This window comes from uncultured Roseobacter sp. (assembly GCF_947495025.1).
Lineage (GTDB): Bacteria > Pseudomonadota > Alphaproteobacteria > Rhodobacterales > Rhodobacteraceae > Roseobacter.
Genome location: NZ_CANLXG010000001.1, coordinates 110,838 through 133,675 on the forward strand (window position 1 = coordinate 110,838; position 22,838 = coordinate 133,675).

Annotated in this window: 25 protein-coding genes; 10 read left to right on the forward strand and 15 right to left on the reverse strand. The window is 60.7% G+C overall.

Features of this window, described 5'->3' with window-relative positions; all coding sequences use genetic code 11:
* Positions 1-12 precede the first annotated feature (12 nt).
* The 4 genes from Q0792_RS00535 to Q0792_RS00550 all read right to left on the reverse strand — a co-directional run bounded on the left by Q0792_RS00535 (position 13) and on the right by Q0792_RS00550 (position 1,985).
* On the reverse strand, positions 13-537 hold the full coding sequence (locus tag Q0792_RS00535) for a twin-arginine translocation signal domain-containing protein (RefSeq protein WP_298835590.1): 525 nt from the start codon (positions 535-537) through the stop codon (positions 13-15).
* 21 nt (positions 538-558) lie between these two features.
* On the reverse strand, positions 559-954 hold the full coding sequence (locus tag Q0792_RS00540; protein ID WP_298835592.1) for a VOC family protein: 396 nt from the start codon (positions 952-954) through the stop codon (positions 559-561).
* A gap of 108 nt (positions 955-1,062) precedes the next feature.
* Complete coding sequence (locus tag Q0792_RS00545; protein ID WP_298835594.1) at positions 1,063-1,356, reverse strand: ribbon-helix-helix domain-containing protein; 294 nt, start codon at positions 1,354-1,356, stop codon at positions 1,063-1,065.
* A 215-nt stretch (positions 1,357-1,571) separates the two neighbouring features.
* Positions 1,572-1,985: a Fur family transcriptional regulator gene (locus Q0792_RS00550; protein ID WP_298835596.1), complete on the reverse strand. Its 414-nt coding sequence runs from the start codon at positions 1,983-1,985 to the stop codon at positions 1,572-1,574.
* A 353-nt stretch (positions 1,986-2,338) separates the two neighbouring features.
* Here Q0792_RS00550 and Q0792_RS00555 point away from each other — a divergent pair, with 353 nt between their 5' ends.
* Both Q0792_RS00555 and Q0792_RS00560 read left to right on the forward strand, forming a co-directional pair.
* Positions 2,339-3,661 carry a DEAD/DEAH box helicase gene (locus Q0792_RS00555; protein ID WP_298835598.1) on the forward strand — a complete coding sequence of 441 codons (1,323 nt, stop codon included), beginning with the start codon at positions 2,339-2,341 and terminating at the stop codon, positions 3,659-3,661.
* A 78-nt stretch (positions 3,662-3,739) separates the two neighbouring features.
* The gene (locus Q0792_RS00560; RefSeq protein ID WP_298835600.1) at positions 3,740-4,627 is read left to right on the forward strand and encodes a DMT family transporter; all 888 of its coding nucleotides are present in this window, start codon (positions 3,740-3,742) and stop codon (positions 4,625-4,627) included.
* Here the strand turns inward: Q0792_RS00560 and Q0792_RS00565 are convergent.
* From Q0792_RS00565 to Q0792_RS00575, 3 genes are read right to left on the reverse strand one after another with little or no spacing between them, the layout of a single operon-like run.
* Positions 4,624-6,036: a YdiU family protein gene (locus Q0792_RS00565; RefSeq protein WP_298835602.1), complete on the reverse strand. Its 1,413-nt coding sequence runs from the start codon at positions 6,034-6,036 to the stop codon at positions 4,624-4,626. The two genes, Q0792_RS00560 and Q0792_RS00565, sit on opposite strands and share 4 nt — an antisense overlap.
* Before the next feature lie 41 nt (positions 6,037-6,077).
* The gene (locus Q0792_RS00570) at positions 6,078-6,527 is read right to left on the reverse strand and encodes an N-acetyltransferase (RefSeq protein ID WP_298835604.1); all 450 of its coding nucleotides are present in this window, start codon (positions 6,525-6,527) and stop codon (positions 6,078-6,080) included.
* Entirely contained in the window at positions 6,524-7,465 is a 942-nt protein-coding gene (locus tag Q0792_RS00575) for a nucleoside hydrolase (protein ID WP_298835606.1), read from the reverse strand. The genes Q0792_RS00570 and Q0792_RS00575 overlap by 4 nt, the downstream gene beginning before the upstream one ends.
* A gap of 85 nt (positions 7,466-7,550) precedes the next feature.
* On the opposite strand from Q0792_RS00575, the gene Q0792_RS00580 reads away from it, so the two are divergent.
* On the forward strand, positions 7,551-7,961 hold the full coding sequence (locus Q0792_RS00580; protein ID WP_298835608.1) for a hypothetical protein: 411 nt from the start codon (positions 7,551-7,553) through the stop codon (positions 7,959-7,961).
* Here Q0792_RS00580 and mazG read toward each other — a convergent pair.
* Positions 7,958-8,773 (reverse strand): nucleoside triphosphate pyrophosphohydrolase, encoded by an 816-nt coding sequence (gene mazG / locus Q0792_RS00585; RefSeq protein WP_298835610.1) that lies wholly within the window; start codon positions 8,771-8,773, stop codon positions 7,958-7,960. The two genes, Q0792_RS00580 and mazG, sit on opposite strands and share 4 nt — an antisense overlap.
* Before the next feature lie 63 nt (positions 8,774-8,836).
* Between mazG and Q0792_RS00590 the strand changes: the two genes are divergently transcribed.
* The 4 genes from Q0792_RS00590 to Q0792_RS00605 are packed head-to-tail and all read left to right on the forward strand — an operon-like array spanning position 8,837 to position 12,354.
* Entirely contained in the window at positions 8,837-10,006 is a 1,170-nt protein-coding gene (locus Q0792_RS00590; protein ID WP_298835612.1) for a M20 aminoacylase family protein, read from the forward strand.
* Between the two features lie 4 nt (positions 10,007-10,010).
* Positions 10,011-10,979: an agmatinase gene (gene speB, locus Q0792_RS00595; RefSeq protein WP_298835615.1), complete on the forward strand. Its 969-nt coding sequence runs from the start codon at positions 10,011-10,013 to the stop codon at positions 10,977-10,979.
* Entirely contained in the window at positions 10,979-11,929 is a 951-nt protein-coding gene (gene speB, locus Q0792_RS00600; protein ID WP_298835617.1) for an agmatinase, read from the forward strand. The genes speB (Q0792_RS00595) and speB (Q0792_RS00600) overlap by 1 nt, the downstream gene beginning before the upstream one ends.
* 23 nt (positions 11,930-11,952) lie before the next feature.
* A complete protein-coding gene (locus tag Q0792_RS00605; RefSeq protein WP_298835619.1) occupies positions 11,953-12,354 on the forward strand; it encodes a DUF1499 domain-containing protein in 402 nt (133 codons plus the stop codon).
* On the opposite strand, the gene Q0792_RS00610 is transcribed toward Q0792_RS00605, so the two are convergent.
* The gene (locus Q0792_RS00610) at positions 12,298-12,585 is read right to left on the reverse strand and encodes a hypothetical protein (RefSeq protein WP_298835621.1); all 288 of its coding nucleotides are present in this window, start codon (positions 12,583-12,585) and stop codon (positions 12,298-12,300) included. The two genes, Q0792_RS00605 and Q0792_RS00610, sit on opposite strands and share 57 nt — an antisense overlap.
* A 62-nt stretch (positions 12,586-12,647) precedes the next feature.
* Here Q0792_RS00610 and prfA point away from each other — a divergent pair, with 62 nt between their 5' ends.
* From prfA to Q0792_RS00625, 3 genes are all read left to right on the forward strand, one after another.
* Positions 12,648-13,703, forward strand: coding sequence for a peptide chain release factor 1 (prfA, locus tag Q0792_RS00615; RefSeq protein WP_298835622.1), 1,056 nt, complete (start codon positions 12,648-12,650; stop codon positions 13,701-13,703).
* A 17-nt stretch (positions 13,704-13,720) separates the two neighbouring features.
* Positions 13,721-14,536 (forward strand): peptide chain release factor N(5)-glutamine methyltransferase, encoded by an 816-nt coding sequence (prmC, locus tag Q0792_RS00620; RefSeq protein ID WP_298838530.1) that lies wholly within the window; start codon positions 13,721-13,723, stop codon positions 14,534-14,536.
* Positions 14,537-14,761: 225 nt separating this feature from the next.
* Entirely contained in the window at positions 14,762-15,325 is a 564-nt protein-coding gene (locus tag Q0792_RS00625; protein WP_298835623.1) for a DUF4167 domain-containing protein, read from the forward strand.
* A 32-nt stretch (positions 15,326-15,357) separates the two neighbouring features.
* Here the strand turns inward: Q0792_RS00625 and rsmA are convergent, their stop codons facing one another.
* From rsmA to lptF, 6 genes are read right to left on the reverse strand one after another with little or no spacing between them, the layout of a single operon-like run.
* Positions 15,358-16,200 carry a 16S rRNA (adenine(1518)-N(6)/adenine(1519)-N(6))-dimethyltransferase RsmA gene (gene rsmA / locus Q0792_RS00630; protein ID WP_298835625.1) on the reverse strand — a complete coding sequence of 281 codons (843 nt, stop codon included), beginning with the start codon at positions 16,198-16,200 and terminating at the stop codon, positions 15,358-15,360.
* 1 nt (position 16,201) lies between these two features.
* Positions 16,202-17,179 (reverse strand): 4-hydroxythreonine-4-phosphate dehydrogenase PdxA, encoded by a 978-nt coding sequence (gene pdxA, locus Q0792_RS00635; RefSeq protein WP_298835627.1) that lies wholly within the window; start codon positions 17,177-17,179, stop codon positions 16,202-16,204.
* Positions 17,176-18,396: a peptidylprolyl isomerase gene (locus tag Q0792_RS00640; protein ID WP_298835629.1), complete on the reverse strand. Its 1,221-nt coding sequence runs from the start codon at positions 18,394-18,396 to the stop codon at positions 17,176-17,178. Before Q0792_RS00640 ends, pdxA begins: the two co-directional genes overlap by 4 nt.
* Positions 18,397-18,401: 5 nt before the next feature.
* Positions 18,402-20,528, reverse strand: coding sequence for an LPS assembly protein LptD (locus Q0792_RS00645; RefSeq protein ID WP_298835631.1), 2,127 nt, complete (start codon positions 20,526-20,528; stop codon positions 18,402-18,404).
* Positions 20,529-20,532: 4 nt separating this feature from the next.
* The gene (lptG, locus tag Q0792_RS00650; protein ID WP_298835633.1) at positions 20,533-21,630 is read right to left on the reverse strand and encodes an LPS export ABC transporter permease LptG; all 1,098 of its coding nucleotides are present in this window, start codon (positions 21,628-21,630) and stop codon (positions 20,533-20,535) included.
* The gene (gene lptF, locus Q0792_RS00655) at positions 21,627-22,754 is read right to left on the reverse strand and encodes an LPS export ABC transporter permease LptF (RefSeq protein WP_298835635.1); all 1,128 of its coding nucleotides are present in this window, start codon (positions 22,752-22,754) and stop codon (positions 21,627-21,629) included. Before lptF ends, lptG begins: the two co-directional genes overlap by 4 nt.
* Positions 22,755-22,838 lie beyond the last annotated feature (84 nt).

Here is a 22,838-nt window from a genome sequence, read left to right on the forward strand (position 1 = left end):
GCCAGTCTCCCCTTAAAGCCAGTTGATGTCGTTGAAACCGCGGTCGATGTAACCGCCGAATTCAAATGAGGAGCCCTCGTAGCCAAAGATCGGCCAGACAGCTTTCTGATTGTAGAGACCTGTGACCAGGCCGCCGCGCACCTGCTGAAAGAACGCGCTGTCCTCCATCGCACGCAACAGATCGACACGGTCGCGTTCCCAGCCCATGCCCAGATAGCTTGCATGTCCTTTGCCGCGCGCTGCGGCATCCAGACCGGCAATGCCCACCTCGACGTTCTCCGCGGCCTCGGCAGTGTCATAGCCCTTGACGGCAATCACATAGAATTCGTCACCTACCTTGTCGTGGGGATAGATATCGCGGGCCATCTGGACCAGTGTGGCAAAGGTTTCGGGCCGCAGATGGTCCGCCGTGGCCGCCCAGGACGCATTGGGTGCGGCGATAAAGCCTGCTCCGACTACGAATGACGCCCCGGCTGCAGTCGCACGCGACAACAGCTGGCGCCGGGTAAGCCCTTTCGGGCTGTCTTGGATTGTCATGTTAAGTCCTCCCTCGAAAAATCACGTGAAGCGCCCGCTGCGTTCAAGCACTTCGATCTCGTAACCGTCCGGATCGGTTACAAAGAAAAAGCGCCCGACGAGCTTGCCGTCAGGCGCGAATGTCACGAGTCTGCGTGGCGCCAGCCCTTCGGCCTCAAACCGGGCGTGTTCTGCCTCCAGGTCTGCAACTGACACTGCGAGATGCCCGTAGCCATCGCCCATGTCATAGGGCTCTGTCCGGTCTTTGTTGATTGTCAGTTCCAGCTCGAAACCACTCTCGGCATTGCTGAGATACACCAGAGTGAAGTCGGTAAAATCCAGGCGGTCGGCGACTTTCAGGTCAAAGGCTTTGTCGTAGAACGCGACCGAGCGCGCTTCATCCAGCACCCGGATCATTGAATGGATATTTTTGGCCAAAGCGCCTCTCCTTTGTGACGGTTCACAAATCAGAGTAAGCGCGGGCAAAGTCGGCCGGGTAGTATGGGAGTACTACCCGTCCCGGGGGCATCCGGTCAGCGGATCGGGCTATTCCGCGGCGATGGCCACGTCTTCGGTGCCTGGGTTCAGTTCCATAAACTTGAGGCAGGCGCAGCGCAGCAGCGACGTAAAGTTCTCTGGCTCGCCACGGAGCTCCAGGACCTCGGCATGCAGGGTCGAGACAAAGGCGGGTGCCGTCGTGCCCTCGTTTTCTGCAATGGTATCAATGACCTGCCAGAACGCGTTTTCAAGCCTGATGCTCGTGCTCTGACCGTTCAGCCGCAATCTGCGTGTGGTCGACGCATACCTTTCCGGATCCTGTCCGGCAAATACCTGACACATATTTTCCTCCCTGGGCCGGCGCTGTACTGTGCGCAACCGTATTTTTCACCTGCCCGTACCGAAAAGCGTATACGAGTTGTTTCTGGCTGTCTACGCAGCGGACAGCACTCCGGAAAAGCACAGCAGTCACGCCGTCTGGGCGGTGACCGGACCGATCAGCCGGGGGCGTGGCGCAGAATGTGGAGAGCCGGGCAGGTGCCTGACCAGCAGCTGTTTCAGGTTTTTTTGAGCGGGACGCCGTAGAGCTCCAGCCGGTGCCCACGCAGTTCGTATCCCAGCTTGCGCGCGATCTTTTCCTGCAGCGCTTCGATCTCCGCGTCTACAAACTCGATCACCTCGCCCGAGTTCATGTCGATCAGATGATCATGGTGGTCACGTTCGGCATCCTCATAGCGTGCCCGGCCGTCTCCGAACTCCAGCTTGTCGAGAATGCCGGCCTCTTCAAACAACTTGACCGTCCGGTAGACCGTTGCAATGGAAATCGCGTCATCAACGGCCGAGGCGCGGGCATAAAGCTCCTCAACATCCGGATGGTCGTCACTGTCCTCCAGCACCTGGGCCACAACGCGCCTCTGACCGGTCATCCGAAGCCCGCGGTCTTCGCAGCGTCTGATAATTGAGTTGCTCATAGTTGCTTCCTGCCCGAACGGGCTTTTGTTTAGCGGTCTTTCACGGACGGTGCCACCCGGTATCGGTCACGGCTGTTGACATGTGGATAAAAAACCCCCATGTGCACCGCAGGCGATGCCTTCTGCCGCGTGAGCAGTGCGGGCGCCCGGGTCAGACGACCTGATGTGCGCGCCCGTTTCAGAGGTCCGCTGTTGTTCCCAAAATCACGCGTGGGGCCAGACGCGACGGACAGGTTCCGGCAGGATGCCGGCACCTGCGATCCTGTTTCGCGTGTCCCGACGTACGCACCCCTGAAAAAAGGGTGCGACCGAGAATTTGTAAGGTCTGCCAGCGTGCGGGCCGGAAAGACGATATGAGTGACTTCGATATGATGGATCTGCCACCGGCTCTGGTGGCGCGCCTGAAAAAAATGGGTCTGAAGGATCCGACCCCGATCCAGAAGCAGGCAATTCCGCATGCGCTGAACGGGCGTGATGTGATGGGCCTGGCCCAGACCGGCACAGGTAAAACGGCGGCTTTTGGTGTGCCGCTGATCGCGCGGATGCTGGAGATCGGGAAACGCCCCGCGCCCCGGTCTGTGCACGGGCTTATCCTGGCGCCGACGCGCGAACTGGCCACACAGATCAGCGTCAACCTGCGTGCATTTGCAGAGAACACGCCGATCAAGGTGGCGATGGTGGTTGGCGGGCAGTCCATCAATAACCAGATCAAACGGCTGGAGCGGGGTGTTGACCTGCTGGTGGCCACGCCCGGGCGGCTGCTGGATCTTATGGACCGGCGGGCGGTGCGCCTTGATGAAGCCGATTTTCTGGTGCTGGATGAAGCAGACCAGATGCTCGACATGGGCTTTATCCATGATCTGCGCAAAATCGCATCTGTGATCCCCAAAGACCGGCAGACAATGCTGTTTTCGGCAACCATGCCGAAACTGATGAATGAGATTGCGAACAGCTATCTCAATCGCCCGATCCGGGTGGAAGTCTCGCCGCCGGGCAAGGCGGCCGACAAGGTGACGCAGGAGGTGCATTTCATTGCCAAGGCGGAGAAAGCGAACCTGCTGATCGAGATGCTGGCCAGGCACCGCGGCGAACGGGCGCTTGTTTTTGGCCGCACCAAGCACGGATCAGAAAAGCTGATGAAGACGCTGGTCAAGGCGGGCTATGATGCGGCCTCGATCCACGGAAATAAATCCCAGGGCCAGCGCGACCGTGCCATTGCGGCGTTCAAGTCCGGCGAGATCACCGTGCTGGTTGCGACCGACGTGGCCGCGCGCGGCCTGGACATTCCGGATGTGAAGCACGTTTACAACTTCGACCTGCCAAATGTTCCGGACAATTACGTACACCGCATCGGCCGAACGGCTCGTGCCGGTAAGGACGGTGCCGCGATTGCGTTCTGTGCTCCCGATGAGATGGGCGAACTCAAAGCCATTCAGAAAACCATGGGGATTGCGATCCCTGTCGGGTCAGGTCGCCCCTGGGAGGTTGCAGATATTCCCGAAGGCACAAAACCCAAAGGTGGTCGCGGGCGTCGGCGTGGTGGTGGCGGCGGTCGTCCACAATCAGGCGGAAACCGCCCTGGCGGCGAACAAACCCAGGCCAAGAAACCTGGTGCAGGTCGCAGACGGCGCCGCGGTGGCAATCGTGGCGGTGGCGGCAGCCAGCGCGCGGCCTGATCCGCAGAACGCCACTGAAGCTGTCCGGCGCAGGTCCGGGCAATTGACAATCATGTCGCCGCGACGCCTTGTGGCGGCATGGAACGCAAATCACATATGGACACGTTCGGCGCCGTTGCGCTGATCGTGTTCGCCCTGCATCTGGCTTTCAACCAGGTCGTTATCAAAGTCACCAATGATGGCTTTGCGCCGGTGTTTTCTGCCGGTGTGCGGTCTGCGGGCGCCGTTGTTGTGTTGCTGATCTGGATGAAGCTGCGGGGCATTCCGATGCGTGTTCCGCGTGCGGCGGTGCCCGCGGGCATCCTTTCCGGGCTGCTGTTCGGGCTTGAATTCATGGTGCTTTTCTCAGCACTGGATTTTACCACCGTGAGCCGGGCGTCCGTAATTTTTTATTCCATGCCTGTCTGGCTGGCGATTGCGAGCCATTTTCTGATGCCTTCTGACCGGCTTACCGGGGTGCGCGTGGTCGGTCTGTTTCTGGCAATGTCCGGCGTTGCGCTTGCGCTGCTCGACCGCAGCGATGCCAGTGCAAGTCTGATCGGTGACCTGATGGCGCTGACGTCCGCACTGTGCTGGGCCGGCATTGCGCTCTGCGTCAAGATCACACCACTCAGCAAGGTGCCCCCGGCACAGCAGCTGTTGTTTCAGGTGGTTGTTTCCGCGCCGGTCATGCTGTTTGCGGCCTGGATCATCGGTGATTTTCTGCGCGATCCACAGCCGATCCATTATGCCGGGCTGCTGTTTCAGATCGTGGCCGTGGCCAGCCTGGGGTTTCTGGCGTGGTTCTGGCTCATGTCGATCTATCCCGCGTCATCCGTTGCATCCTTCAGCTTTTTGTCACCCGTGTTCGCGGTGATCCTGGGCTGGCTGTTGCTCGGAGAGGATGTGGGTCTTCAGGTGTGGGCCGCCCTTTTGCTGGTGGCGGCGGGTATCTGGCTCATCAACCGGCGGCCCCGCGCGGTCTAGGTGCCGCAGAACGTGGCCGGTACCCGTTGCGCTGTCGTCGGTGGCCGCATCAGGTCGGTGTCATCAGTGCCGAAAGGGTCGCGCAGCGCGTGCATCAGCCGATCGAACGGGGCATAATCGTCTGCAACGGCCGCTGTGATCATTTCCTCGATGCGGTGATTGCGCGGTATGATCCGGGGCGAGGCTGCCTGCATAATGGCCTGCGGCTCCTTCTCGGAGGCGATACGCGCCTGCCAGTCGGTGCTCCAGGCGTCGAATGCCGCGCGGTCTACAAACTGATCCCGTGCGTCACCGCGGGCCAGTGCGTCGAACGTATTGGTGAAATCAGCGCTCTGGGTCTGCATCAGGGCCAGCAGGCGGCTGATCAGCGGAGCGTCTTCCGGCCCCGCATCAGCAAGACCGATCTTTGCGCCGAAAAGACGGGTGCGTTCTGCGTCGATCTGATCTGGCATCGCGTGCACGATTTCGGTTGCCTCTTCGACGCCTGTGCCCGGATCATCCATTTGCTGCAACAGGGATGTGGCAAACTGCGCCATGTTCCAGACAATGATGCCGGGCTGGTTGGACCAGGCATACCGCCCGTGCTGATCAATTGAGGAAAACACCGTATCCTCATGGAAATCATCCATAAAAGCGCAGGGGCCATAGTCGATGGTTTCACCTGATATGGTGCAGTTATCGGTGTTCATGACCCCGTGAATAAAACCCAGGGACATCCATCTCGCAATCAGGCCGGCCTGCGCCGCACAGACTGCGCGCAGCAGGCCCATCGGCCCGTCAGCATCCGGCCAGTGCCGTGCGATGGCGTATTGTGTAAGTTCGCGCAACGCATCTTTCTGACCGCGATAGGCGAAAATCTGAAAAGTGCCAACCCGCAGGTGACTGGCCGCCACACGGGCCAGTACGGCGCCGGGCAGAACGGTTTCGCGCACCACGTCCTCGCCGGTCAGTGTCGCGGCCAGCGCGCGCGTCGTTGGCACGCCAAGCGCATGCATGGCCTCTGACACGACATATTCACGCAGAACCGGGCCCAGCCAGGCACGTCCGTCACCCATTCGTGAATACGGCGTGGGACCTGAGCCTTTGAGCTGGATATCGCGACGCAGACCGTCTGTACCCACAACCTCGCCCAACAGTACAGCGCGGCCGTCGCCCAGCTGGGGGTTGTAGTTGCCGAACTGGTGACCAGCATACAGCTGCGCCAGCGGAGCGGCACCCTCGGGCACGCGCACACCGGAAAAAACCCGGGCGCGGTCGGTCTCACCGGCATCCGGCAAACCCAGCAGCCGACCCAGATCCTCGTTGTACGCAACAAGCCCGGGCGCCCGTACCGGTGTGGGATCAATGCGTGTATAAAACGCCGCGGGCAGACGGGCGTAGGTGTTATCGAATGGAATGGTGACCTGCATGTGTCAGATATAGGTGCCGGCTGCGCCCGACACCAGCAGGATCAGAAGGTTTTGCTCATCAGCATATAGCCCTCGCGTCCGCGAAAGCCCGCCCGCGCGTACAGCCTCTGACTGGACGTCTTTGTGCGGTCAACTTCGAGATGCAGCGCCTTGAGACCGGCACCGGCCAGTGCGCGGGGCAGACTTTGCAGCGTTTCTGATGCCACACCGCGGCCCCGGACACCGGGACGCACATAGATTTCGTCAATGAACCCGTCGAGACCGCCGAATTCCACCGACCAGCCAAAAGTCACGACAACATAGCCGATGGGCGCGCGCGGCGGACCGATCAGATAGGCGGCACCGTGGGGAATTCCCTCGAGCAGCGGCATTATTCCGTCGCGACGGGCGTCCGGAGCCAGCGTGATACCTTCTTCGGCATGGAACGCCGCAACAAGGGCATCCAGCCGGTCAAAATGTTCGGGTGTTGCCAGTGTCAGCGAGGCGCTCACAGCCTGGCCAGCCGTTCTGTCAGCAGACCGAAGAACGCATCTGCATCGAGGTCTCCGATGAACAGGGCATTCCTCGGCCTGTCGGTCACGCCCCACCAGTCAGCGACCGTCATGCCCAGTGTCAGTTCGGAGGTTGTCTCTATCTCGACATTGATCTGGCGGCCTGAAAATATTTCGGGCCTGATCAGCCAGGCCGTGACACAGGGGTCATGCAGCGGAGCACCGGCAGAGCCGTATTTTTCCTTGTCGAAACGTTCAAAGAATTCCGTCATCTGGGCCACGGCGGTCCCGACGGCTGTACCCATTGCGCGAAAGGCGTCATTGCGTGGCGCGGTCACCAGAGCCCTGTGTGTGACATCCAGCGGCATCACAACAATCGGAATGCCGGATTTAAACACGATATCAGCCGCCTGCGGGTCGACGTAGATGTTGAATTCGGCTGCGGGCGTTATGTTTCCCACTTCGAAGTATGCACCGCCCATCAGCACGATCTCTCTGATGCGTCCGGCGATATCGGGTGCGCGGGTCAGCGCCTTTGCAATGTTGGTAAGCGGCCCGAGAGCGCACAGGGTGATACTGCCCTCCGGCTCTGCGCGCAGGGTCCCGATGATAAAGTCCACCGCGTGCGGTTCCTGCAGTGGCATCTGTGGCTCGGGCAGTGTCGGTCCGTCGAGACCGGTTTTGCCATGTACATGCTCTGCAGTTACCAGTTCGCGGCCAAGCGGTCGGTCGCAACCGGAATAGACCGGCATATCCGGGCGTCCCGCAAGCTCACAGATCATCCGTGCGTTTCTTGACGTCAGCTCCAGCGGCACGTTGCCGGCCACACAGGTGATGCCCAGAACGTCAATCTCTTCGGGACTGGCCAGAGCAAGGAGAATGGCCACCGCGTCGTCCTGACCCGGGTCCGTATCGATGATTATTCTGTGCTTTTTCATGTGCGCTTTGTGAAACGGTAAAAGCCAGGAGTCCAGTACACATTGTCGTCAAAACGGTGCCGTATTTTTCCGGCATACCCCGGTCATGGAAGACGTTTATGCATACAGGCTTCAGGGTCGTCGCGCGGTCGTGTGGATCGCCAGCATCCTGATGGTGCTGATGCTGACCATCGCGGCCACGCAGAACGCGCCCTGGTATATCTGGGTCATCTGGGTGCCTGTTGCCGCGTTTTTACTGAATGAACTGATAAAAAACCCGGTGCGCGGGCTGCGTCTGACCCGTGATACGCTCATTCTTTCGCCCTGGCAGCGCCCGCGTGAAGTAGCACTGGCGGATATCAGACAGGTGGTGTTCATCGAATGGAGCGACAGCACCGACATGGAAGTGCACATGCGGTCGGGTGATGTCATCCGCGTTTTCAGCGGCGACATTCCGCCACGCGGAACATTCATTGCGCAACTTGTTGCTCTTGGGGTGAAGGTGACAGAACGCTAGGACCGGCGCTCGGCGGCCTTTACCGCGTTCCACAGCGCATCCATCTCTGCCAGATCGCTTTCGGCAGGCGTTTTGCCAATGTCCGCAAGCCGCGCCTCTACGCCCCGGAACCGGCGGATAAATTTCGCGTTTGCAGCGCGCAGGGCGGCCTCCGGGTCCAGTCCGAGGTGCCGACCCAGATTGGCCATGACGAACAGCAGATCTCCGAATTCCTCTTCGATCTCCGCCTGGCTGAGGCTGTCGCGTGCTTCCACCAGTTCTGCCGCCTCTTCGGTGATTTTATCCATCACCTCATCTGTCGAGGGCCAGTCAAAACCGACCCGGGCGGCGCGCTTCTGAAGCTTCAGCGCGCGCAGGAGGGCAGGCAGGCCGGTGGCGACACCGTCCAGCGTGCCTTTCTGCTCCTTGCCCGCGCGTTCGGCGGCTTTGATTTTTTCCCAGTCGGCGGTCTGCTGATCGGCGCTTTTGTCGCGGGTTTCATCGCCAAAGACATGCGGGTGCCGCGCGACCATCTTGTCTGAAATGGCCCGGACCACGCTCTGAAAACTGAAATGTCCGGCCTCTTCGCCCATGGCGGTGTGATAGACAGTCTGAAGCAGCAGGTCGCCCAGTTCGCCCTCCAGTTCCGGCCAGTCGCGGCGCTCAATCGCATCGGCGACCTCATAGGCCTCCTCGATCGTGTAGGGCGCGATGCTGTCGAAATCCTGCTCGATATCCCAGGGGCATCCGGTGACCGGGTCGCGCAGACGCCTCATTATTTCCAGCAGACGTTCGATTCCCGCATTGGTGTCATTGATCAGGTCTTCTGCCATTGCAGCGCGCGCCTCTTCGGTGTCTGATGCACCTGACTGATTTTTCGCTGAGGAGTCTACCCCATGCCCGTCGTAAACCGAATTGCTGCCATGAAGGAAGAGATCACGGCCTGGCGACAGCACCTGCACACGATCCCTGAACTGGGACGCGATTGCCACAAGACAGCGGCATTTGTGGCAGAACGGCTGCGCGAATTCGGTGTGGACGAGATCCACGAAGGGTTTGCAACAACAGGGATCGTGGCGATCATCAACGGACAGGGCGAGGGGCCGACGATCGGGTTGCGCGCGGACATGGACGCCTTGCCCATGGAGGAAACTGCACCTCTGGAATATGCCTCAACGCATCCGGGGAAAATGCATGCCTGCGGGCACGACGGACACACCGCAATGTTGCTGGGGGCGGCAAAATACCTCGCTGAGACGCGGAAATTTTCGGGACGTGTTGCGCTGATTTTTCAGCCTGACGAAGAAGATACGGGCGGCGGCGAGGCCATGGTGCAGGAAGGTGTGATGGACAAATTCGACATCGGACAGGTCTATGCGATCCATAACAGCCCGGTGAACAAAGCAGGGACCTTTTCGCTCAATCCCGGGCCGATCATGGCGGCGGCTGATGAGTTTTCGATCCATATAACCGGTGTCGGGGGCCACGCGGCCCGGCCGCACGCCTGTGTTGATCCTGTTGTGGCGGGCTGTGCCATGGTTCAGGCGCTGCAGAGTATCGTCAGCCGCAACAGCGATCCGATGGAACAGCTGGTAATTTCAGTCACTCAGATCCACTCGGGTACTGCACATAACGTCATTCCGGAAAGCTGCATGATCAACGGCACGGTACGCACATTTAACAAAGACGTGCAGGCCATGGCCGTGAAACGGATCAGGGAGATCATGGCCGGGCAGGCGGCTTCTTACGGTGTGACTGCCGAGCTTGATTACAAATACGGCTATCCGCCAACGATCAACCGGCCTGACAACGCGGCATTTGCGGCCGAAGTGGCCAGCGAGATCGCGGGCGAGGATGCCGTCGATTCCAATGTCACGCCGGTGATGGGTGCCGAGGATTTTGCCTATATGCTCGAAGCGCGCCCGGGTGCCTATCTCTTCCTGGGCCAGGGAGAGGGGCCGATGTGCCATCATCCGCAGTACAATTTCAACGACGAGATCGGACCGGTCGGCGCATCGTTCTTTGCGCGGATCGTGGAACGTGCGCAGCCGGTGGCCGGATCCTGAAGACATGGCACTGGAAGACGCAAAGAACCAGATCGATCACGCCTTCACGCGCGACGATCTGAAGGGCAACAGTTTCGAGCTGACCTTTGCCGGGGCGACATCGTTTCTGCGGCGCAGATACACCAAAGACCTGACCGGGGTAGATATCGCGGTAACAGGGGTCCCGTTTGATCAGGCCGTGACAAACCGGACGGGCACCCGGCTTGGTCCGCGCGCGATCCGCGAGGCCTCTGCACTGCAGGCACCCGATGCGCCCTATGGCTGGCCCTTTGATGTGATGCAGGAGTTTGCCATAGTGGACTATGGCGATCTCGCCTTTGACTATGCCAATGTGCCGGCCTTTCCGGCGGCGCTGACCGATCACATACGGGGTATCCTGGCCCATAACGTACCCACCGTTGTTCTGGGCGGAGACCATTACATCACTTTTCCGGTCCTCAGGGCCTATGCGGAGAAATACGGGCCCATCAGCCTTTTGCAGTTTGATGCCCATACAGACACCTGGCCGGACGATGACATGGACCGCGTGGATCACGGCACGATGTTCTACAAAGCCGTGAAGTCGGGCATTATTGATCCCGCCACATCTGTGCAGGTCGGCATCCGGACGACCAACGAGGATACACTGGGCGTAACCGTGATCGACGCGCGCGAAGTGCATGAGCAGGGGCCGGTGGCCACTGTCGCGCGCATCCGTGAGATCCTGGGCGACAGGCCGACCTATCTGACGTTTGACATCGACGCGCTGGACCCGGCCTATGCGCCGGGTACAGGTACGCCGGTCTGGGGGGGGCTGACATCGGCGCAGGCCGCATCCATGCTGCGGGACCTCGCGGGGATCAATATTGTCGGCGGCGATGTCGTCGAAGTGTCGCCGCCGTTTGATACCACAGGCGCAACCGCGATTGCCGGTGCGCATGTTGCGACAGAGATCCTCTGCCTGCTGGGCTGGAAACTGCGGGGAGGCGCGTGATGACGGACAAGAACCAGCCAATCAGCGGCAATGATCTTGCGCGTTTTTCGGGCCCGAACAGTTTCATGCGCCTGCCGATGGTCAACGACCTGAAGGGTCTCGATGTTGCCGTCCTCGGTATTCCGATGGACATCGGAACTTCCTGGCGGTCCGGTACGCGCTTTGGCCCCAAACAGGTGCGGGCAGAAAGTGCGATGATCCGGCCCTACAATATGGGAACAGGTGCCGCGCCGTTTGACAGCCTGCAGGTGGCCGATATCGGTGATCTGGCAATCAACACGTTTTCTCTCAGCGAAAGCCTGAAGATTATCCAGTCCAGCTATGAGGCTATTCTGAACTATGACGCCATGCCGATGGCGATCGGTGGCGACCATTCCATTACGCTGCCGATCCTGCGCGCGATGCACAAACGCCACGGACCGATGGCGCTGGTGCATGTAGATGCCCATGCGGATGTGAACGAAGACATGTTCGGCGAGCGTGAGACCCATGGCACGGTGTTCCGCCGGGCTTACGAGGAAGGTCTGATAGATCCTCACAAGACCTATCAGATCGGGTTGCGCGGGTCTGGCTACACGGCGGACGATTTCAAAGAGGCACAGGGCTGGGGCTTTCAGCAGTTTCCGGCGCGCGAGCTCTGGCACCGCAGTCTGAGCACCCTGGGCGGTGAGATCCGCCGCGACATCGGCACCGAAATGCCCGTCTATGTCTCTTATGATATCGACAGTCTTGATCCCGCCTATGCGCCGGGAACGGGCACGCCCGAAATTGGTGGTCTGACGACGCCTCAGGCTATGGAGCTTATTGCGGGTCTGAAGGGTCTGAAGATCGTGGGCTGCGATCTGGTCGAAGTTTCACCGCCCTACGACACGTCCGGGAACACCGCGCTGACAGGAGCCAACATTCTGTTTGAGCTGCTCTGTGTTCTGCCGGGCGTAAAATTCCGCTGAACGGCACTGACAGGGAGCGGCATATGCGTATCATTCTGGGGGGCGTGCTGTGTCTGCTGCTGGCGGTCATGGTGGCCGTCCGTCTCGCCCCTGATGACCCGGCGCGCTGGCATCAGCCTGTCGCGTCAGACAGCGACCAGGATATGCCCGGTGGTGCCATCCGGGTCATTCCGGCCGAACCTGACGCACTGGCGCAGGCCGACGTTTATCTGCAGACGCTGCCACGTACCACAAGACTGGCAGGGTCCGCAGAGGAAGGCATGGTTACGTACGTCACCCGGTCGCGGGTATTCGGGTTTCCCGACTACACAACGCTGCAGTACAACAACGGCACGCTCCGGGCATACGCGCGGCTGCGGTTCGGTGTGTCAGATCTGGGGGTAAACCGCGGTCGACTGGAGCAGCTTCTGGCCGCCATCCAGTGACGACGACAGACAGCCCTGTTCCACTTCGCGCCACATCGGCACATTCAGTGACATCTGGCACTGCGCCATGAACATCCGCCCGTCGACCTGCATACAGATCGTCTGTCCAAGCTCAATGCGCGCGCCGGAACGATCGGTGCAGTAGCAGTCCACGGTCTTGCCGCTGGGTGAGGTGACATCCGCACCGGCTGGCAGCCCTGCGCAGATCAGAATGCACAAAAAACGTTTCATGCGTTGAGTATAACACGGAGCCACGGCTTGACCAATCCCCCTCAATGTCCGATTGCAGAGGCATGATCCCGTTAGACCGCCTCGACCAGATTACCGCCCGTTTCCAGTATCTGGAGGCTGCAATGGCGGATGGCACCACGGGGGCAGACATCGCAGATCTGGGCCGCGAATACTCTGAACTGCGTCCGGTGGTCGCGCAGATTGAAGCGTACAGACAGTTGCTGAGCGATCTGGCGGACGCCGAAGAGATGCTGGCTGACGCCGATATGGCTGAACTGGCCCGGGAAGAAATCCCAAAGCTCAGAGCGGCCATCCCGGAGGCCGAGGTGGCCCTGCAGCTCGCATTGCTGCCGCGTGACAAAGCGGATGCAAAACCGGCGATGCTGGAAATCCGGCCGGGAACCGGTGGTGATGAGGCAGCGCTGTTTGCCGGCGATCTGATGCGCATGTATCAGCGATATGCCGAAGCTCAGGGGTGGGCTTTTGACATCATCGAACTGCAGGAGACCGAGCTGGGCGGTGTTAAGGAAATGGTTGCCCACATCCGCGGCCAGGATGTTTTTGCAAGGCTGAAGTTCGAGAGCGGAGTGCACCGGGTCCAGCGGGTGCCCAGTACGGAAAGTGGTGGGCGCATCCATACCTCGGCGGCGACGGTAGCCGTGCTGCCCGAGGCCGAGGATGTGGATATCCGGATAGATCCCGGTGATCTGCGGATCGACACGATGCGGGCCTCAGGGTCGGGAGGGCAGCACGTGAACACAACGGATTCAGCTGTGCGCATCACGCATCTGCCGACCGGTATCATGGTGACCAGCTCCGAAAAGTCCCAGCACCGCAACCGCGACAAGGCGATGCAGGTGCTCAAGGCGCGGCTCTATGATCTGGAACGCACCCGCGCCGACAGCGAGCGCTCTGCGGACCGCGCATCCCAGGTCGGGTCCGGTGACAGGTCCGAGCGTATCCGCACCTACAATTTTCCACAGGGCCGGATGACGGATCACCGCATCAATCTGACGCTCTACAGGCTGGATGCGGTTATGCAGGGTGACCTGAACGAGATCATCGACGCTCTGACAGCCGATGCTCAGGCGCGGCTGCTGGCGGAGATGGGCACGTGACGACAGCCGCCGAAGCTATGGTCACTGCCGTAGCGCGTCTGCGGGCGGCCGGCGTGCCGGATCCTGCGCGGGATGCACGGCTCCTGCTGGCGCATGCAGCACAGGTGGACGCCGCAAGGGTGACCCTGATTGCGCCCGAAGACATCGCGCCCGAGATTGCGGAACGCTACGAAAACCTGATCGCACTGCGCGCTGTTCGTGTGCCTGTCTCGCAGCTGATTGGTGCGCGCGAATTCTATGGGCGCAGCTTTGCGATCAGCAGGGATGTCCTTGACCCCAGACCCGAAACCGAAAGCCTGATTGAAAGCGCGCTTGCTGCACCGTTTGAGCGTGTCCTCGATCTTGGTACAGGCTCAGGCTGTATCATGGGAACGCTGCTGGCCGAGCGGCCCGCTGCGACGGGCGTGGCGGTGGATCTGAGCGAGGCCGCCTGCCTGCAGGCCAGTGCCAACCTGGTCCGGCTTGGCGTTGCAGATCGTGCGCAGGTGATGCAGTCCGACTGGTTTGACAGGGTGGAGGGACGGTTTGATCTTATCGTGTCCAATCCGCCTTATCTGGCGCGCAGCGAAATGACTGACGTACAACCGGAACTCAGCCGGTTTGAGCCGCGTATGGCGCTGACTGATGAGGGTGACGGATTGAGTGTGTACCGACTGCTCGCGACACAGGCGCAGCAGTACCTGAGCGCCGAAGGGCGTGTGCTGGTCGAAACCGGGTGGCAGCAGGGTGCCTCAGTTGCGGGAATTTTCGGCGCGCAGGGATGGGCCGAAGTGGCGATTCTCCCTGATCTTGGCGGACATGACCGGGTGGTTTCGGCCGCCAAACCCGGGTGAATTGACCTGAAAAGACACGAAAATCTGCAGAATATGCGTTTAATCCGGTAATACCCCTTGCGGCAATGGGTGAGCCGTGCTTATTCCTAGGGTGTTGCAGCGGTGGATATGCCCACAGGCATGGTCCCGCGCGGCATTATGCCCAACATATCGAATTCCGGTTCCTAAAGACGCGCAGCGCGTAACCGGTCCTACGATCAACAGCACGAAGGCTGAGACAGCTTCATGAAATCATCGAGATCCCGGTCCCGCTCGAAGAGCAACCGTAACCGGTCGAATAACAATCAGGGCGGCAACGTCGTCAACCGTGTGTTCGACAGCTCGGGCCCTGAGGGCAAGGTACGCGGCACCCCGCAGCAGATTATTGAAAAATACAATCAGCTTGCGCGCGATGCGCAACTGAGCAACGACCGGGTCGCGGCGGAGAACTTTCAGCAGCACGCAGAGCACTACACGCGTATGCTGAGCGAGGCGCAGCGGGAGATTGACGCGCGGCGCGAAGAGCAGGAGCGGCAGAACCGCGAACGCCAGGCCGAGCGCGACCGCGAACGCGCCGAACGTCAGGAACGCGAAGCTCAGCAACAGCAGAACCAGCAGAACCAGCCGGATCCGCAACCGCAGGACGGCCAGGAGGCTGAAGAAGCTGACAGCAATCTGGTTGAAACTCCGGAAAGCAAGCCGCGCTCGCGCCGTGCGCCACGTCGCAAGCCACGTCCGCGTTCTGACGGTGACACACCCGAGCAGCCATCAGGCGGTGGCGGTGATGACGCGCCTGAAGCGGCTGAATAACGCGCCGCACAGGTTTGTAATTTCAGAAAAATTCAGGGTCGGGCAATAACCCGGGCCAGAGCGCAGAACCCTTCCAGAGGGATCTGTTCTGCGCGGTCGGTTGGCCTGATTCCCGCGGTCAGCAAACGATCCTCAATATCGGGCGTAATCCCCTTGAGCGCCGCGCGCAGCATCTTGCGCCGCTGATTGAAGGCTGCAGCCACCACACGGCTCAGCACAGCGGCGTCGGCCTCAAAACGCGGGCCCGGCAGTGCATCCAGGTGAACAACGCTGCTCGACACTTTTGGTGGCGGGGTAAAGGCCTCGGGCGGCAGTTGCATCACAATCCGCGCGTCTGCCCGCCACTGCGACAGGATCGCCAGCCTGCCATAGGCTTTGCTGCCGGGCTGTGCGACGATCCGCTCCGCGACCTCGCGCTGAAACATCAGTGTCAGGCTTTGCCAGAACGGCGGCCATTCCGGTGGTGTGAGCCAGCGCACCAGCAATTCGGTTCCGACATTATATGGCAGGTTTGACGCCACCCTGATGGGCGGTGTCAGCAGGCTCAGCGGATCGGTTTCCAGTGCGTCACCTTCCAGGACCTCCAGTTTTCCGGGATAGGCCGCCGCGATTTCCTGCAGTGCCGGCAGGCACCGCGCGTCCTTCTCGATGGCCAGTACGCGGCGTGCGCCTTCTGCCAGCAGTCCGCGGGTCAGTCCGCCGGGCCCCGGTCCAATCTCCAGAACATCACAGGCAGACAGATCACCTGCCTGCCGGGCAATTTTTGCCGTGAGGTTCAGGTCCAGCAGAAAATTCTGTCCCATGGATTTGCGTGCCTGCAGATCATGCGTTCGGATCACCTCGCGCAGCGGCGGCAGCGTGTCGATTGCAGCCATTTCAGGCAGCCGCCGCCAGCCTGGCAGCGAGACGCACCGCTTCGGTCATGCTGCAGGGGTTCGCCGTGCCGGTTCCTGCGATGTCAAAGGCCGTACCGTGGTCGGGGGATGTGCGGATGAAGGGCAGACCAAGCGTCACATTTACGCCCCTGTCAAAGTCCAGGGTTTTGATCGGAATGAGGGCCTGGTCGTGATACATGCAGACCGCTGCGTCATAGCGTGCCCGCGCCCCTGCGTGAAACATGGTGTCGGCCGGCAGGGGCCCGGTGATCTGCATGCCGCCAGCGGCGAGTTCCGCAATCAGCGGCGCGATCCAGTCCAGTTCCTCGTGTCCCATGGCACCCCCTTCGCCCGCGTGCGGGTTCAGCCCGGCGACCGCGATCCGTGGTGTGGCGATACCAAAACGGGACTGCAGATCATGATGCGTGATGCGAATGGTATCACGCAACAGCTCCGGCGACAGTACCTGCGGTACGTCTTTCAGTGCGATGTGGATGGTCACGGGCACGACACGCAGCGCATCGGAGGCCAGCATCATCACCGCCCGGCTGTCGCTGCCCGCAAGTGCCCCGAGATATTCGGTGTGGCCGGGATAGGCAAAGCCCGCACCTTCGATAAGCGCCTTTTTGTGGATCGGCGCTGTGCACAGAGCGGATGCGTTTCCGGTCTTAACAAGGTCCACAGCGCGGGCGATCACCTCGATGACACCCCGGGCGTTTGCCGGATCAGCGACACCTTTTCCGGCACCGCCATCAAACGTATGGGGCAGGACGGGCAGAGCGGATGCGCAGACAGAGGCGGCGCCTGCAGGCGAAAGAACTTCCTGCCACACAGTGCCATCTGGCAAATGACGGGGATCGCCCATCCAGGCCACTGGCACAGTGTCCCGCAAGGCCTCCCAGGCGCCGACCGCGATCTCCGGCCCGATGCCCGCAGGTTCGCCGCAGGTGATCAGCACCGGCCCGGTGGCTGTGGTCATGGGGTAACGATACGGGCGTCGGCACGCAGCTGTGCGAGGAAGCCTTCGGCATAGGTGTTGATGGTCCGCGAGCGCAGTGCAGCCGCGGCATCCTCGCGGGCAACTTCCTGATTGACTGCCGCAGTGCGGCCGCAGAGCATCAGGAACACCAGTGTCTGCCCGTCGTTGCGGGTCAGCGCTGTGGATACCTCGCCCGGATCAAGTTTGCTGAGTTCCAGTGCAATGTCCTGCGGCAGATCCGCAGGCGGCAGCGTTTCGCGCACAAGAGTTTCTTCGGGCTGGCCCTGTGCGGTTGCGTAGAGGTCGTCACAGGAATCGACCTCAGCGCGTACATCCTGCGCCTCTGACAGACCGGCCTGAGTGCGACCGCCGGGAATATAATATGCCGCGTATTCTATCGAGGCATATTCCCGCTCGGAAGCGGAGGTTTCCTGAATGCCGCGCAGCTGGAAAAGGGCCACAGCGTCGGGCAGGGGCAGAGGGTCTGTCACTTCGCCCGGGGCAAGAGAGAGCAGAAGCGGCCGGAGCACCGGCGCGAGCTGCGCGAGGGGCTGCCATGGCAGGCGTCCGCCGGCGTCCCGTGTCGCTGTCGCGGAATAGCGACGGGCATAATCCGAGAACTCTGCTTCAGACTGTGACCGGGCAATCTCGCGGGCAAGTTCCTCGACCTGAGCGCGCCGGTTTGCAGGCGCAGGAATGATAATCTCCGAGACCAGCACGCGAATGCCACCGGCACCGGCCGATGACGCCAAGGCGCGATCGATTTCGTCCTCGGTGATCTGCAGCCGGCGTCCGAAACGCCCGGCGATCAGATCACGCCATGTCAGACCCACGCTGAGAAACGCGACAAAGGTGGCGCGTTCCACGCCGTTCTGTTCCAGCTGGGAAATGAACTCATCGGGTTCCAGACCGGTGCGCCCGGCAAACTCTGCGATACCGGCCTCGAGACCCTCCGGAGTGAGTGTCAGGCCCGCCTCATCGACAGCCTGAGAACGCAGCCGTTCGTCAATCAGTGTCTCGATGACCGCTTCGCGCGAGCTGCCTGGCGCGTTGAGCACCGTCAGAAACAGCTGTCGCTGCTCAACTTCATACTCGGTCACAACGTCGTCATTGACGATAACAACCGGATCAAACAGCCCCTGCGCGGACAACGGGCCGCTGCAGATCATAGCCACAGACAGAACCGCTGTGGTTCCAAGACGTTTCAGAATGCTCATGTTGCCTAGCTTTTGCATGTTCTTGCGTATGTTTCGGTGCCTTTACGGGCGGAGAAGCCGCGCAGGCCGATGTTAAACCCCAGACTGGTCGAAGGCTCAAGGCTTGTCGAGGTTGTAAAGCGACGCTCGGCGGAAACATCCACCGTCACGCACTCGTTGCTGTAGTTGAACCCGAAACCGATCGTACTCGCGCGGTCTTCGTTCAGGTCATAGCGCCAGTCCGCGTTCGCCGTCCAGTGGCGGTCAACGCGGTAGGAGCCGTCGAGGGAAATTTCCGATACGCTGCCTGTCGAGGACAGATCCTCATCCTCGACCAGCCAGAGGTAGTTTCCGCTGACCCTCGTGCGGCTATTGGCGAACTGACCGCGGATTTCAGCCTTGGTAAAGTCAAAGCTGTCATTAAAGAGCGTCCTTGCTGTCAGCGCCCATCCGGTCCGGGTCTTTAGCTGGCCGGCCATCAGAAAATCAGAAGTGCCGCCTTCGAGACCCGAAGATGCGGAAAAGCCGTCGTCGACCAGATTACGGAAAACCTGACCCAGTGTCAGGTAAGTCTCCAGGCCCTCCGGATCGGACCGGCCCCAGTTGATTCCATAGGCGCCGATTGTTCCGCGCTCGCGTCGGTCGGGCGCGGGGAACCGCGACAGCGACAGCAGGTTGCCGGCATCAAATTCAACCCGCGTGCTTTCTTCGTTCGGAATATCCAGCCGGTCGCCGCCGACCCAGCCGATCTGTGCCACGGGTTCCAGAAAGTGCGTTACCCCGCGGGCCGTCTGGCGGGCCATAGGATAGCGGAAAGCGATTGCGCCACCGGGCGTCAGCTGGGTCTGGGTCTGGGGTGTCGTGCTGTCCTGGGTGATGTTGAAAATATCGCCTGCAAGTGTGAGCGTTGTCTCTGTGCGCACACCGCCCGGCAGGGTCCAGCCGCGCAGCCATGTGGCGTCAACATTAAAGCGGGAAACGTCGCGGCCGACGATATCATCGTCGGAATACCGGTAGTGGCTGTGCGCTTTTGCATTCAGCCGGAATTCGCCACCGGTCAGGGCAGGAAAGAAGCGTTTTTCGTAGACGCCATCCGCTACAATGGTTGGCAGAGTAGAGTTGTCGTCCCCGTCCCGGAGCGATCTGAAACCGATAAGACTGCCGGAAATGAACTCATCGCGGCGCGCGCGCTGAACGTTGACCTCGCTGTCGAGGCGGTCCTTGCCGGAGAAACCATAATCCTTGAGATAGGCGTCGTCGCTGGTGACCTCGATATCGAACGTCAGACGAAAATCATCAGGCAGTTCGAAGGCGCCGAAACCGAACACATAACCGCGTGTCTCGCCCGGTCTTTCATCATCCCGGCTTACCGCAGTGTTGAACTCAATCCGGCCATTCACAAAGGCTTGGCGGTAACGCAGTTCCAGCGTTCGTGTGCGTGAAGAGATATACGGCGTGACCGTAACATCGCGCTGGTCGTCAATCACGATGAAATAGGGCACCTTGATCCCTGTTGCGAGTTCGGACGTGGTGCGCAGAGACGGGATCAGGAAGCCTGTCGCGCGTTCCACTGTCGGATCCGGAAGCCGCAGACGTGGAATGTAGGCGACCGTGGTGTTGCGGATCATGAACTGGGCCTGATCGAAGTAGAGCTGTCGCTCTTCGCGGTCATGAATCACCCGTTTTGCGCGGATCTGCCAGAGGGGTGGCTTGCCGTCTTCGCAGACCTGACACGATGTCACGGCCGTTTTGTACAACTGGTCATAGCGCGGGCTGACCCGCTGCATCTGCACCGCAGCCAGCTGCAGCTGCTGGTTCAGTACAAGGCGTGCGCCCTGCAGCAACCCGGCCTGCAATGTGCCGTTGAGCTGGGCGGCCGAGGCGAGGACAGTGCTTTTGCCGGCGTCCGTTATGACAATCGGGCCCTCGACTGTCAGTGACCCTGTGCTGCGGTCATACCGGATCTCGCTGGCGGTCATGCGCGAGGTTCCCTGAAAGGCTTCGACGTTGCCCCGGGCGACGAGAATTCTGTCCTGGCTGATAAACAGCTCATCCGCGATCAGCACCGCTGGTTTACCGGCGTCATCAACCGACTGGGCCAGCAGCGCCGAGGGCAGCAGAAGAGCTGTAATCAGCGTCAGGATGAGGCGCATCTTGTCAGCCGTCCTCCGCATGCAGCAAAAGCCCCAGAGCCAGCAGGACAGATGCTGCGGGTGGTGCCCAGGCCGCCAGGTACACCGGTATCTGGCCGTTCTCGCCGAGGATCTGAGCGAAGCTGCGAATAAAGTACAAACTGAACCCCAAGAGTACTGCTGCGAGCACCGCGATACCGGTGCCCCCGAAACGGGTATGGCGCATGGTAAAGGCGCTCGCAACAAGAACCATCGACATCAGGAACACGGGCCGCGCGAGTTCCGACTGAAGCCAGACCCGGTGCTGGCGCGATGAGAACCCCGCCTGGTCGAGTTGGGCAATGAACTCCGGCAGATGCCAGATGGATATTGAACTGGGGCGGCCAAAACTTTCCCTTATCCGTTCCAGCGTCAGCGTGGACGGCACTTCAAGGCGGTCATGCCGGGTCGCGTTGGCTTCGGGGTTCTGGCCTGCCCGCAATGACCATTCCTTGGCGTTTTTCAGCGTCCATCCGCCCGGCTCAAGAGCGGCACTTTCGGCTGCGATGCGCCTGACGGGACCGCCACCGGGGGCGTATTCAAGGAACATGACATCATAGAGGATCGAGGCATCTTTGTTGGAACGCCATGCGCGGATCACGGTCTGACCATCTTCGCTGCCCTGACGCAGCCAGAGGCCTTCGCCGGAAATCGAGAGGGTCGACGCGCCGCCGGACCGGTAACTCTCGGTCAGCTGGCTGTAGCGGGACGAGGTGCCCGCAACGATCGGGTTGAGCATTGTCACAGCCAGCCCACCGATAATCATTGCGACCGCTACCGGCGCGATCAGAGCGCGCAGGGCCGACCGACCGGCGGCACGGGTCGCAACCAGTTCGGACGTCCGGGCCAGTCCTATAAACAGAACCACCGTCGCCAGAATCATGATCAGCGGCAGGATCTGGTTGATCGTCTCTGGCACATTCAGCAGCGTCAGACCGAGGATCTGCGCAAAGCTGATGCCGAAATCGCCGAATTTGCGGGTCTGATCCACAAGATCGACCAGCGCAACAAGAGCAAACAGCACGAAGGTAATTACGAGAATGCTGATGGCGAAACGGCGGGCGAAATAAAGATGAAGGATCACGCGACGACCTCCTTTGACAGGCGTCTGCGCTTTCTGGGGCGCGCGGCCAGCCACAGCATAAAGAGCGCGACGCCGGCACCGGCAAACACAGGCAGATAGAGCACAGGCCAGAGCCGCGCGTCATCTCTCACCGGATCGACCAGTGTGCTGCGGGCCCCGTCGATCAGAATGAGCAGCCCGAAAGCCAGGCATGCTTCCCGCCAGACGCCAAACCGCGAAAATCCGCCGATCAGGAGGGTCGTGAACCCGATGAGTGCGGCGACAATACAGAAAAGCGGCTCTGCAAAACGTGCATGGAATTCCTCGGCAAGCACACCCTGTGGCTGGCCTGTCTGCTCCGAAAGAACGGCGCGGGGGGTCAGAAGCTGCGGCGTTGTCATTGTTCGGGCGCGGATTGCCGCCCGCGCGTCATTGCGCACAAGGCTGGAGATATCAAAGGAAAAATCCCTGAAGTTGGCCACCGACAGCCGGTTCCGGAGTGTTCCCAGGCGCTGTGCCATACCGTCAACCATGATCAGCGTCGTACCGGCGTCACTTCTGATCAGATAGGCCTGGGCTGCGGTATAGATCACGCCTTCGGTTGCGTCGCGCCGGTCAGACAGAAAAACATCCCGCAGCACCCCTTCGGCGTCTATTTCCCTGGTGTAGAAGGTGACGCCTGCCGAAGGGTTCAGGAATGTGCCCTCGGTCAGCAGTCTGGCAGTCGCATTCTGGGAAATTTCCGCTTCGCGCTCATCCAGTTGCTGCTGGGCAAGGGGCACCAGAAAATGATGCAGCACGGAGGCCATCACAAAGACGACTACGCCGAAAACAAGCACAGGTCGCGCCAGTCTGAAAGGTCCCGAACCGGTAGCCTGCATCACCGTCAGTTCGCTTTCATTGTTCAGCCGGTTGGTGACATAGACCGCCGCACAGAAGGTGGCGATCGGCAGCACTGTTGTGATCAGTTTGGGCAGACCCAGAGCGGTGAATTCCAGAAATACCAGCGCAGACTGGCCGTCGCTGATCAGGCGGTCGAAAAGGACCACAGCGCGGTTGATCCAGAACACAGCAACAAGCACGAGCGCGAAAAAGCCAAACAGCAGCAGCAGTTGCGACAGCACATATCTGTCAATTCTGACCAAGCTGTCCCCCTTCGTTCACTCTGGCGCTGTTGTGCGCAGACTAGACCAATCAGACGGCGGGTAAAACTGCTATCTGGTCAACAG